The sequence below is a fragment of the Chryseobacterium gallinarum genome (assembly GCF_001021975.1).
Classification (GTDB): domain Bacteria; phylum Bacteroidota; class Bacteroidia; order Flavobacteriales; family Weeksellaceae; genus Chryseobacterium; species Chryseobacterium gallinarum.
The window spans coordinates 286054-298442 of record NZ_CP009928.1 but is presented as its reverse complement, the minus strand read 5'-3'; the positions used below and the strand labels follow the sequence as shown (position 1 = coordinate 298442).

General features: G+C 38.3%; 14 protein-coding genes. 6 read left to right on the top strand and 8 right to left on the bottom strand.

Going from position 1 to position 12389, the window contains the following annotated elements:
• Positions 1–129: 129 nt before the first annotated feature.
• The gene (locus OK18_RS01310) at positions 130–1188 is read left to right on the top strand and encodes a diphosphomevalonate/mevalonate 3,5-bisphosphate decarboxylase family protein (RefSeq protein WP_053326830.1); all 1059 of its coding nucleotides are present in this window, start codon (positions 130–132) and stop codon (positions 1186–1188) included.
• Positions 1189–1225: 37 nt separating this feature from the next.
• On the opposite strand, the gene OK18_RS01305 is transcribed toward OK18_RS01310, so the two are convergent.
• Entirely contained in the window at positions 1226–2308 is a 1083-nt protein-coding gene (locus OK18_RS01305) for an endonuclease/exonuclease/phosphatase family protein (protein ID WP_053326829.1), read from the bottom strand.
• Between the two features lie 113 nt (positions 2309–2421).
• On the opposite strand from OK18_RS01305, the gene OK18_RS01300 reads away from it, so the two are divergent.
• Positions 2422–2862: a nuclear transport factor 2 family protein gene (locus OK18_RS01300; protein ID WP_050020467.1), complete on the top strand. Its 441-nt coding sequence runs from the start codon at positions 2422–2424 to the stop codon at positions 2860–2862.
• 14 nt (positions 2863–2876) lie between these two features.
• A complete protein-coding gene (gene gloA2, locus OK18_RS01295) occupies positions 2877–3254 on the top strand; it encodes an SMU1112c/YaeR family gloxylase I-like metalloprotein (protein WP_050020125.1) in 378 nt (125 codons plus the stop codon).
• Positions 3255–3256: 2 nt separating this feature from the next.
• On the opposite strand, the gene OK18_RS01290 is transcribed toward gloA2, so the two are convergent.
• Positions 3257–3640, bottom strand: a complete 384-nt coding sequence (locus tag OK18_RS01290; protein ID WP_050020126.1) for a DUF1634 domain-containing protein — start codon at positions 3638–3640, stop codon at positions 3257–3259.
• Positions 3640–4470: a sulfite exporter TauE/SafE family protein gene (locus OK18_RS01285; protein WP_050020127.1), complete on the bottom strand. Its 831-nt coding sequence runs from the start codon at positions 4468–4470 to the stop codon at positions 3640–3642. Before OK18_RS01285 ends, OK18_RS01290 begins: the two co-directional genes overlap by 1 nt.
• Positions 4471–4567: 97 nt before the next feature.
• Between OK18_RS01285 and OK18_RS01280 the strand changes: the two genes are divergently transcribed.
• Entirely contained in the window at positions 4568–5119 is a 552-nt protein-coding gene (locus tag OK18_RS01280) for a DUF1543 domain-containing protein (RefSeq protein ID WP_053329261.1), read from the top strand.
• Positions 5120–5146: 27 nt separating this feature from the next.
• On the top strand, positions 5147–6259 hold the full coding sequence (locus OK18_RS01275) for a 5-(carboxyamino)imidazole ribonucleotide synthase (RefSeq protein WP_050020128.1): 1113 nt from the start codon (positions 5147–5149) through the stop codon (positions 6257–6259).
• 265 nt (positions 6260–6524) lie between these two features.
• On the opposite strand, the gene OK18_RS01265 is transcribed toward OK18_RS01275, so the two are convergent.
• From OK18_RS01265 to OK18_RS01250, 4 genes are all read right to left on the bottom strand, one after another.
• The gene (locus OK18_RS01265) at positions 6525–7235 is read right to left on the bottom strand and encodes an SH3 domain-containing protein (RefSeq protein ID WP_050020129.1); all 711 of its coding nucleotides are present in this window, start codon (positions 7233–7235) and stop codon (positions 6525–6527) included.
• A 38-nt stretch (positions 7236–7273) separates the two neighbouring features.
• Positions 7274–9397, bottom strand: a complete 2124-nt coding sequence (locus OK18_RS01260; RefSeq protein WP_053326827.1) for a cation:proton antiporter — start codon at positions 9395–9397, stop codon at positions 7274–7276.
• A 6-nt stretch (positions 9398–9403) separates the two neighbouring features.
• The gene (locus tag OK18_RS01255) at positions 9404–9970 is read right to left on the bottom strand and encodes a hypothetical protein (protein WP_053326826.1); all 567 of its coding nucleotides are present in this window, start codon (positions 9968–9970) and stop codon (positions 9404–9406) included.
• A gap of 151 nt (positions 9971–10121) precedes the next feature.
• Positions 10122–11030, bottom strand: a complete 909-nt coding sequence (locus tag OK18_RS01250) for a DMT family transporter (protein ID WP_050020131.1) — start codon at positions 11028–11030, stop codon at positions 10122–10124.
• A gap of 254 nt (positions 11031–11284) precedes the next feature.
• Between OK18_RS01250 and purE the strand changes: the two genes are divergently transcribed.
• Entirely contained in the window at positions 11285–11788 is a 504-nt protein-coding gene (gene purE, locus OK18_RS01245) for a 5-(carboxyamino)imidazole ribonucleotide mutase (RefSeq protein ID WP_050020132.1), read from the top strand.
• A gap of 100 nt (positions 11789–11888) precedes the next feature.
• Here purE and yiaA read toward each other — a convergent pair whose 3' ends face one another.
• Positions 11889–12281, bottom strand: a complete 393-nt coding sequence (gene yiaA, locus OK18_RS01240) for an inner membrane protein YiaA (protein WP_050020133.1) — start codon at positions 12279–12281, stop codon at positions 11889–11891.
• Between the last annotated feature and the right edge of the window lie 108 nt (positions 12282–12389).

Here is a 12389-nt window from a genome sequence, read left to right as displayed (position 1 = left end):
TAAGTTTTTGTAAAAACCTTCAACTTTACGAATATCAATTGAAGACGTTACAACTCTCCTCTTCCGGAGCAGGCGAAAATTCGAAGAATTTTTGGCGGAGTGGCCAAGTCTCAATCACTTAAATATATTATGACAACACAGGAATTTATAGGAAATCCCAACTTTACTATTCAGACACAAACGGTCTCAGAGAGCTGTCCGTCTAATATTGCCCTTATCAAATATTGGGGAAAATATGCAGATCAGATCCCTGCCAATCCAAGTATCAGCTATACTTTGAATCATTGCAAAACCAATACATCAATGGAGTTTTTGGCTGATGAACCATTTTCGGTACAGACTTTTCTGGCAGGAAATGAAGAGGTAAAATTTGCTGAAAAAATTGAAAAGTATTTTAGAAATATTGAACAATACCTTCCATGGATTCTGAAAGGAAAATATATCATCAGAACAGAAAATACCTTTCCGCACAGTTCAGGAATTGCCAGTTCAGCCTCAGGATTTGGAGCCATTGCAAAATGCCTGATGAAGCTTGATGAAACATTTGCGGGAATATCTTCAGCTGAAGAATCTTTGAAAAAAGCTTCATTTTTAGCAAGACTTGGAAGCGGAAGCGCCTGCAGAAGCTTGTATAACGGGCTTATTGTCTGGGGAAAAACAGATGAGGTAGAAGGAAGTTCCGATCTTTTTGCGGTGCCTTATCCGGAAACTGAAATTCATGGAATATTCAAAAATTTCAATGACTGGGTTTTATTGATCCATGAAGGTCAGAAGAGCGTCTCTTCTACTGTTGGACATGGCCTGATGAAAACCAATCCTTATGCGGAAAGAAGGTTTCAGGAAGCAAGGGAGAACTTCGTTCCGATGAAAGAGATCCTCAAGACAGGAGATATGGAACAGTTTATCAAGCTGGTAGAACATGAAGCCCTTACGCTGCATGCGATGATGATGATGAGTGACCCGGCTTTTATTCTGATGAAAACAGGAACACTGGAGGTCATTAATAAAATCTGGGATTTCAGAAAGGAAACAGGGCTGCCTTTATTCTTTACACTGGATGCCGGTGCTAATGTTCACCTTTTATTTCCCAATGATGGTTCCGAAGAACAGATTAAAATATTCATCGAAACTACATTATTACAGCACACCCAGAAAAATGGGGTGGTAAAGGATGTAATGATATTTTAAAAAATTAAAAGTGGGTTTTTGACCCACTTTTTTATGTTTACTCTTCAGTAACGATCGCTTCCCGATTGCCATCTTCCTGCTTTCCTTCCTCTATCATTATTTCTGCTTCTGCTTTTTCTTCGGAAGTTGCCGTTTCTATTAGCTCTTCCTGTTCGTCATTGTGATGGTCTATGAAAAATTCACAGTACACCGGCAGATGATCCGATCCAAAATTTTCCAATGTCTTCAGCTGTTTAATAAAAATATCTTCGCTGTGAAACATCAGGTCAATAGGAAACCTCAAAAGCCGGTATCTGGCATGAAAAGTGGAAACAAAAGAATGCCCGACCCTCGGGTCGATCAGATGACTTGTTTTTCTGAAGAGTATTGATGATCTTGACCAGGCAACATTATTGAAGTCTCCTACTACAATGACCGGTTTTTTGATATCCTTTACACGCTTGGCGGTACTCAGCAGGTCACCATCCCTTTCCTTGGAGGTTTCTTCCTCTGTAGGACTTGGCGGTGGTGGGTGCACGCCAAAGAAAACAAAAGAAAATCCATCGCTTGTTTTCATGTGAATTTCAATACTCGGAATGTCATCTGCCACAAAATAATGAGTTCTGGCTTCCTTAATTTCAATTCTGGAATAGAAATGCATTCCATAGGTGTTTTCAAGGGTTACTTTATGCTGGTAGGGATATTCTTTTTCCAAAGGTGTCATTGCCTTTTCCCAATCGCTGTTGCTTTCCATTGTCAGGAAGAAATCCGGGCTGTACTTTTCAATAAGTTTACAAAACCTGTCATATTCCTTATTGAACTGATATACATTGGCAGAAATAAAATGTAGCTTTCCGGAGGATTTGTAACGCTGTTTATGTTTTTTTACAGGATACAGACGGGTGTACCTGATGAGAATGTGGCTGTGATGAACAAACAAGGCAAGCAGAAACCCCTGATAATACCATATATATTCTTTAGAATCAATGATAAATCCTAGCAGAAAAGTGAAAAATATAAGAAAAGTGACCTGTATTTTAGCAAATTCGGGGACCCGGAATATCCAGTGGGAATGCTGAATTTTTGGAAGGATGGTCAGTACGAGTAAAAGGATGACCAGAATTATATAAATAATCCACATACTAAATTCTTTGGGTGAAATAATTTTGTTACAATTTATGAAAAATGATTTTTAAAATTTAATAATCCATTTAAATTTTATTTTACCTATTTTTATTTGTTTAAATGTATCTTATGAATAAAATAGCAGGACTCTTTATCCTGATGAGTATTTCAGGTTTCGGTCAGCAGAATCAGGATGTTGAGAAGCCCATACGAAACCTGTTTCTTGGTATGAAAAATGCAGATGCTGAACTGGTAAAGTCAGCCTTTACAGAACATGCAGTCCTTCAGACAATAACGAAAGATGGAAGTGTAAAAGGGGATAGCCTGCAGGATTTCATTACTTCGGTTTCCAAATTTTCAAAGGGAGACCTTGAGGAAAGAATTACAATAGAAGCTATTCATACAGATGGAAACCTTGCCAGTGTATTTACGCCTTATTCTTTCTACTTAAAAGGAAAACTCTCTCATTGCGGAGCCAATAGTTTTCAGTTGGTGAAACAGAATAATGAGTGGAAGATTCAATACATTATCGATACGAGAAGGAAAGATAACTGCAAGGAAATAAAATAAATAAAAATTCTTACATGAAAATCCATCATATTGCAATTATTTGCTCTGATTATCAGGTTTCTAAAAAGTTTTACACAGAGGTTTTAGGGTTGGATATCATCCGCGAAGTATATCGTAAAGAACGTCAGTCTTATAAGCTGGACCTGGCTATTGGTGAGCATTATGTGATTGAGCTGTTTTCTTTTCCCGATCCTCCTGCACGCCCTTCCCGTCCGGAAGCCTGTGGCCTGAGGCATCTTGCTTTCTCTGTGGAAAATGTAGCAGAAAAACGAAACGAGTTGCTTGCTAAAGGGCTGGAGTGTGAGGAAATCCGCATAGATGAATTCACAGGAAAAGAGTTTTTCTTTACCCAGGATCCTGATCAGCTGCCGCTGGAGTTTTATGAAATGTAAAGTTAATGCGCGTACCCTGCAAAAAAGCTCACAGCCATAATCGCGAGAACAATTGAGGAAATGACTACATAGACGTAGTCTTTTTCTTTTAAATAGCCTATTAAAGCAAAAACAATCCTCATTAACGGAGTGAAAATCAACAACAGGATTCCCAGTTGGATGATAGCCATCCCTTCTCCTTTACATAAAGACTCCCAGAAATGGGTCCATACTTTTTCTGAAGAGCTTCCCATATCCAGGGAAGTGTATTTTTTTGGCATTTCAAAGCCTTCGGTAAACAGCTTGATAAACCCGATCAAAGAAGTAGCTACAGACAGGATAACGCCTAATCTTAGAAGATTTCCTACAGAGCGGTTCAGATCTACATCTGTAAAATTCTTTTTCATTATCTGAAGCTTTTGGTAATACCGTTATACATCATATATACAGACAGGATGGTAATGACAATAGCAAAAAATACTTTCAGCTTTTTTGTTTTTGAAACCATCAGGGTTTTGGAACCGATAAAACTTCCTACTACCACTCCAATCAATACAGGAGCTACAATAACAGGAATAATTTCTCCCCTCTGGAAATAAATCAACGCACTGGCTACAGCGGTTACCCCAATCATAAAGTTACTGGTTGTGGTAGATACTTTGAAAGGTAATTTCATCATATTATCCATCGCCAATACTTTCAGTGCTCCCGAGCCTATTCCTAAAAGCCCAGACATCGCTCCGGCAAACATCATCATCAAAAATCCCGGAACGGTATTTCTTGCAGAATAGTTTTTCAATATTCCCTTATCAGGAAAGGTACCGTAAAGTTTTAGTTTATCTTCCAGACTGCCTTTTATCAAAGGTTCCTGATGATCAGGCTTTCCTTTTAAATTTAAAATCACCGTTAACAGAAGAATGCTCGCAAAAATAATCCCGATGGTATTCGGATTAAGCATTCCTGAAACCAAGGCTCCGATAATAGCTCCGGCTGTAGTGGCTATTTCAAGGAACATTCCGATTCTCATATTGGTAAATCCTTCTTTCACAAATGCTACTGCCGCACCTGAGGAAGTTCCGATAACAGAAATAAGTGAAGCTCCGATAGCATAATGCATAGGAACACCAAAGCCCAGTGTTAATAAAGGAATAATGATAACTCCTCCTCCTAAACCTGTAAGTGAGCCTAAAAGACCTGCTGAAATGGCGCCAAGGAAGAGAATGATAATTTCTGACATGATACAAATAATGTTACAAATATAAAATTATTGTAGTAGTCTTCCAAACATTTGAAAAAGATAAATTTAACGTATTTTTGTATGCATGAAAAGTGAAATGAAATTATTTTATGTGATCCTTGGAGCAACACCCAAGGGGAGAAACATCGAGCAGCACGATGTGTTTTTTGGAATTGCGGAAAGCCTGAAAGACCTGGTTCCCGATATGAAAGAGTTTTGGAAGGAAGCAGAAGGTAAAATCCATGTGGACTGTTATCAGGAAGTGAGGTTTGCAGACGGATATGAAGTAAAGATCGTAGAGAAAGGAGAGGAAACATCAGAACATCAGCTGTACTTTCTTAATCTTGGAGGGTATAAAAAAGGTTTTTTTGAAGAGTTTCATGAGCAGCATTTAATGGTGGGACAATCCATGGGGGAAATTGTGAAGAGGGCAAAAGAAACTGAATTCTATCAGACAATGGGATTTGAAGGAGCCGTAAGCCATATTGATGATAAACATGGAGTAGACATTGATGACATTTTTAATGTTAATGATATCCTTCCTCAAAAAATGAAAGAAAAATATTCCATCGTCCTTCAGAAGTCTGATGCAGGCAATCAGGAAAACCTGATGGGGCTGGGATACTTAAAAATTGATAAAATTCAATAAGAATACAATCTAATATAAAAATAGAAAATGAAAATAGGAATTCTGGGAGGCGGACAGCTGGGAAGAATGCTGATACAAACTGCGCTGAAGTATGATGATGAGTTTTACACACTGGACCCTGCTTCTGACGCTCCGTGTCATAATATCTCATATTTTACACAGGGAAATTTCAACGACTATGAGACGGTGCTGAACTTTGGAAAAGATAAAGATGTGGTAACCATTGAAATAGAACATGTAAATGCAGATGCATTGGCTGAGCTTGAAAAACAGGGCGTAAAAGTAGTACCCAATGCCAGTATCATCAAGACCATCCAGCAAAAAATTCTACAGAAAGAGTTCTATAAAACCCATGATATCCCAAGTCCGGAATTTCAGGTAGTATGGAATAGTGAAGAAAAAATCATCATGCCATTGCCTTTTGTTCAAAAAATGAATACGGGAGGCTATGACGGAAAAGGCGTTCAGGTCATTAAAACAGAAGAAGATTACCAACATTTATGGAAAGAAGCTTCAGTAATAGAAAGTCTTGTAGACATAGATAAAGAACTTTCCGTGATTGTTGCCAGAAACGAAAGAGGAGAAACCAATACCTTCCCGGTTACGGAAATGGTTGCCGACCCGAAACTGAACCTACTTGATTTTAACGTGTGCCCGGTACTCCTGACTGAAGATGTTCAGCGCCAGATAGACTCTATTACAGAAAAATTCCTGAATGCGGTCAATTCTCCGGGATTGTTTGCCATCGAACTGTTCCTGGATAAACAAGGAAAGGTATGGGTGAATGAAACCGCTCCGAGATTACACAATTCCGGACACCAAAGCCAGGAAGGGAATACGAATTCACAATTTGAGCAGATGTACCGTGTAGTGAAGAATCTTCCTTTGGCAGATACGGATGCAATCACTTATAGTGGGATGCTGAACCTTGTAGGAGCAGAGGGCTATGCCGGTAAAGTAGTATATGAAGGCATGGAGGAAGTGCTTAAACTTCCGGAAACCTATGTGCATTTGTATGGAAAAACCGAAACCAAACCAGGCAGAAAAATGGGACACATTAACGTGCTGGCTGATTCCAGAGAAGAACTGATGGAGAAATTGGTGATGGTAAAAGGAATGGTGCGGGTAATTTCAAAATAATGGATTAAAAAAATATAAAAAGGCAGCTGTTCCATAGGAGAAGCTGCCTTTTTACTTTGAATATCATTCTGTTTTCTTGCAGGTTGAAGATGATATGGATGTGTTGGAATCCCTGAAAGAAATATGAAATACATTCAATAGACACGGGCTTTAGCCCGCGTATCAATAATATCCATTCAATTTGGCTGTAGCCAAAGCTTATAGCAATATTTTTGTATTCGTATTTTACAGAGCAGGAACTCATCCTTTTAACAGGCCAGTCTGTCTAAAAAGGTATAGCCAGTATTCTGCCTTTATATTCTCCCTTTTCAATAATAAAAAGAGCAGCATAAGCTCCGGCACCTTCCGAATTATTCATCATAATGTAGAGTGTATCATTATGAAGATCAACATAACACCGGGTGGATTCATTGTTTACATTAAATAAATTTTCGATATCCTTTTGAGGAATTTGAATCGTTTTGTTTCCTGTCTGTATTGTAATGGATTTATAATAGGTCTGAGGCACCAGACCATCGGTACCCCAGATTTCCTGACCTTTATACTTCTCTAATAACCGGTCATTACCGGCTGTTACAGAAGAAAAATCCTTTTTATGTCCCGGATAATCAAACGGTCCGGAAAGGATACTTACTGTACGGTTTCCGGATTTAAATACAGCATTATCTGTATTTTTTACTGTTGATGGAACTTCAGTATAAGATTCAATAAATTTTACTCTCGAGCGGTGAATATACCCGGTAAGAGGTTTTTCTTTTTTATGGCTGTAATCAATATTAAGCCAGCTTTCATCGGGATCTTCGGAAAAGATGTAAAGAATCTCTTCCGAGTTGATTTTCCCTATGATATTACTTTTGGCATCTGCATTTTTCCTTACGTTGACATAACCGTCTTTATCTACAACTTTTGCAAACTGGGCAAAGGAGAGCTGTGTACTTAAAGCTGCCAGGAGAAGGAATATTTTCTTCGTTTTCAATGTTACGGATTTTATTCGGCAAAAATAATTGTTAATGATTATTTGAAGATCTTCTGAATCACATTTCCGATTTCTACAAAATCTCCATGATTTCCTACGGAACGTATTTCCGGGCTGTTTTTATCATATTCGGAGAAGGGGAAGATCAGCAGGTAATTGTTATCATTCAGGTATCTGTTCAGGAGTTCAGGGATCAGTCTCATCCTTGGAATGTAGGATTGCATTCCGCGTTTTGCCATAAAAATAATCAGGGCTTCATCTGCCTTTAGCTGGGTAGCGGTTTTTTCACCATCCTGCCAGGTATTCATAATGATAAATTCTGCTTCTATATTGGCTTTTTTAATGATTTTCTGAAGGATGTCCACAATATTTTCAGGAGCATAAAAAACCATGGTTGCGCCGGAGTTTCTGGCAATATTCCATACCCGCAGGAGAGCATGGAAAAAACCTGCTTCCTTATGGGCATTTTCAGGAATCATTACAGCATATTTTTTTATTGTAGACAAGGGTTGTGCTGCATGGTATACCAATACATTCACGTCATCATTCTGGAGGTATCCGTTGTATAAATTATATACGAAAGAAGGGGAGAAGCCCTTTTCATCTTCCAATCCGATAATAAGATCGGTAATATTCTGTTCTTTGATAACGTTATTTACCCCGTTGATCACGTCATTATCATATCTTTTAAGAGGCTGTAGCTTTACATCGGCAGCTGCGGCTGTATCTGTTGCCTGATGAAGAAGTTTTTCAGCATTTTTTACTGAAGATTCGTTTTTATCCTCATTGATCACGTTCAAAGCAAACAGATCTTCCGTATTGGAATGGGCTTTTATCAGTATTCCCAGGTTTACCATCCTCTCTACAGTTTCCTCATGATTAATGGCGAGAAGGATATTTTCTTCTTCATGGCTATCCCCGGAAACAGTATCTTCATTATCACTTTCTGCAATTTTCTGGGCACTTGCCATGGAAATAAAGGATGAAATGGTACAGGAAATCAGGATAAGTAAAATACTTCCGTTCAGGACATGTTCATTCAATAATCTTACCGGTTCTCCGGTTTCTGTTTCAGAAAGAATAATATTATAACCTACCATTACAGAGGCCAGTGTAGCAGCAGCAGAGGCGGAGCTTAATCCGAAAATCAGTTTTCCTTCCTCTTTGGTAAGGCGGAAAGTTTTTTGGGTAGCTACTGCAGAAAGATATTTTCCGCCAATAGAAGCAACAAGCATAATTCCGGCTACCTCAAGTGTTTCCCAGCTTTTAAAAAATACTTTAAAATCAATCAGCATTCCCACACTGATCAGGAAGAAAGGAATAAAGATTGCGTTTCCCACAAATTCTACCCTGTTCATTAAGGAAGAGGTATGCGGGATGAGCCTGTTTAAAGCAAGTCCTGCAAAGAAGGCTCCAATGATGGCTTCTACACCTGCCAGTTCGGCAAGCAGTGCTGCCAGATAGATCATGACCAGCACAAAAATATATTGTGAGATTTTATCATCTACTTTTTTGAAAAACCACCGCCCTATTATCGGGAATACAATAAGTACAATTAAAGCAAAAAGTACAAAAGAAACGGATAAAGTAACCCAAAACTCTGTTCCTACATCTCCCTGCGACATACCAACAATCACAGCAAGTACCAATAATGCCAGGATGTCAGTAATCATGGTACCGCCCACAGTGATATTCACCGCTTTATTTTTGGCAATTCCCAGCTTGCTTACTAAAGGATAGGCAATCAGGGTATGGGATGAAAAGAGGCTGGCAAACAGGATAGAAGTAAGCATTGAAAAATGGAGCAGGTAGTATCCTCCCAAATATCCTAAAACAAAAGGAACAGTAAAAGTATAGATTCCAAAAGTAAGGCTTTTCCATTTGTTTTTCTTGAAATCTCCCATATCAATTTCCAGCCCTGCCAGGAACATAATATAAAGAAGTCCCGTAGTTCCCGTCACTACAATACTGCTGTCTCTGGAGAGTACATTGAAACCGTTGGGTCCTATAACAGCACCGGCGATAATGAGTCCCAGTAAATGAGGGACTTTAATTTTATTCAATAGCAGGGGAGCCGCAAGAATGATAACCAATACCAACAGGAATTTCAGTACCGGATCTTCTATGGGAAAACTCAGATTGTGTATACTCAGTAAAATCATATGTGTTTATTTGGTGGAACGTACTAGTTCAACAGAGAATTTAGCATTACAGCCATCAGAAGTAATGGTTCGGATCCCTTTGATTTTGTTATCGGAAATGTCATTGAGAACAACATTCATTTCTACATTCTTTTTAGCAGTAGAGTCCGTTTTAAAAGAAAGTCTGATCTCATTATTTTCAAATTTACCGGAATACAACCTTACCAGGTTATTGTTATTGATAATCTTGGTAACAGGCTGTGTGGAATCATTATCGAATTCCCAGATATCGGTTCGCTGATCACCTACTGCATAATCGCTGCAATTGGATTCCGTACAGATTACTTTTCCGTTCCAGGAACCTACAATCTCGGACGGCCATGCAGCAGCAATTATTACAGAATCTTTTTTAGCAAAGATACTGTCCTTCATTTTCAGGAGGGCCTGGTATTCGGATTCTTTCTTTGCAAATAATTTTTCTTTTTCAAGTAATTGTTTCTCCCTCTCTGTCAGGTTTTTCTCTTTTTCTTTGTAGTCACAGCTTATCAAAAGAAAAGAAACCGCAGAAAGAATAAAAAATGTGTTTTTCAGCATGTCGTATAGGTTGGGTATACAAGATAAGAAAAATAGAAGAAATATGAAAATTCAAGGCAGGAAAACGCCATATATTAAGACATTCCGGGCTTTGATGCTTACAATATCCATATGATAATAAGGATATTGTAAGACCAGTTTCCGTTTCATTTTATTGGGGCAGTTTTTGTTTCTTAAACATTTCAGGAGTATAGTTAATAATAAAAACACCCAGGATAATGAGTAAAGCCGCGATAATAAATTTAAAGGAAATGTGTTCTCCAAGGATCAGCCAGCTTAAGAATATTGAAATGACAGTATTGATATAGGCCAATATCGAAACCTGGACAGGTGAAACTTTGGTGAGTGCATAATGAAATGCAAAGAAAGCTGCGACAGAGCCAAATATGGATAAATAGAGCATCGCAGAAATACTTTTAAGACTCCAATTACCAAAATTATAATTTTCCGAAAATAAAAAAGCAAAAATAAGCTGAACAATTCCGGCAAACAGGAACTGATAAAATAAATTCAAAGAAATATTTCCGCTATGGAGATTTAGTTTTTTGGTAAAAATGGTTCCTGAGGCCCATCCTGCGATGGCTATAAAAAGAAACAGAATTCCCATGGCATAATCCGGGTTTTTAAGATCATGAATACCATCCCAGAATATAAAAACAATACCTCCGAAACACATCATAACTCCTGCAAAAGCCCTCCAGCTGAATTTTTGAAGACCTAATGCCAAACTGCCTAAAAATACAAGGATAGGAGAGCAGGCGCTTATCAGGGAAGTCAGGCTGCTGGTTACTTCCTCCTCCGCTACCGTGGTCATTCCATTAGCGATTACCAGCATGAGCAGGGAGAATATAATCTGGTACCTGAGGTTTTTCCATCCGATCCATTTAAATTCTTTCCTGTAAACAAGAATAGAGAACATAATAAGAGAAGCAAGAAACTGACGGATTCCTGCTACAAACCATGCGGGAATAGTCTCTACCGCAACCCGTATCGATAAAAAAGTAGTACCCCAGACAATAGCTACGGTACATACAGCCAGTGTAAGTTTATAATCTTTCAAAATTTAATGTGGTGTAACAGCAAATATATCCCTTTTAACAGGAATTATTATGGATACAGATGCTATAATTTATAGGAGTACAGATGAAAAATCTACGCCAAAAAAATATGTATTAATTATTTAAATTTTAAGAAGTAAGTCTATTGAAAAAATAAATTCTTTAAGTAGTGTAATCATGAAACCGGTGGTGATGTTTTTGTAGTTCATCTTTACATATTTATTTTTTATCTTTGAGACCTCTAATAAATTGAAGAATGGTAGGAATTATTATGGGCAGTCAGAGTGATCTGCCGATCATGGAACAGGCTGCGAATTTTCTTAAAAGTCTTGATATTCCATATGAGCTGACAGTGGTTTCAGCCCACAGAACACCGGAAAGAATGTTTGATTATGCAAAAACAGCTAAAGAAAGAGGACTGAAGGTAATTATTGCAGGAGCAGGAGGCGCAGCACACCTTCCGGGAATGGTGGCCAGCTGTACAACCCTTCCTGTGATCGGGGTTCCTATTTTGTCCAGTAATTCTATTGACGGATGGGATTCGGTTTTATCAATTCTTCAGATGCCGGGGGGAATTCCGGTGGCTACAGTAGCTTTAAACGGTGCTTTGAATGCCGGTATCCTGGCCGCCAAGATTCTGGGAAGTGCTGATCAAAATGTAGCCGGAAACCTGCAAAAATACCAGGATTCTTTAAAAGATAAAGTATTAGGAACTGTTGATGACATTAAGGCACAGCATCCGAATCATTTTGATCAATAATGTAAACTGAATATGTAAAAAGCCTCACTATTACTTAGATGAGGCTTTTTTATTGTTTTGATCAGTGTTCTAAAAAAATTCCAGCCCGGATAGATCAGTATTATTCCTGGATCATATTGTCCCGTGTATTTTTTTGAACGGCAATAGCTCCAAAAAGTGCCAATAGAAATGCGAAAGCATAAAATCCTTTTTCACTGGGAAGGATGGTGGCATTCCAAAGACCGATGGCCAGCAGCACAATGGATGATAACGTGGCAAACCAGCAAATCCCATAATAAATGTCTGTTACCTGGATATTTTCTAACCGGTCCCGAACCGCTTTTTGCAGAGATACAACAGCAAATAAGCCATACAATAGGATAGTAAAATAATATCCTTTTTCATTAAGCTCCATTTCAGCTCTGGCAAGGCCTGTAATGAAACCAATCATTCCTGCTGCCAATGCTACCCATGATGCTGCGACAAACGCATTTGATACTCTTTGTTTTTTCATGTATTAATGTTTGTTTAAAGGGGGTAAATATATTCAATTTTTAGGAATATCAATAGGTGAAAGTAAAATTATGGGTAAAATACGGATGATAGACACCGTTGAATATAT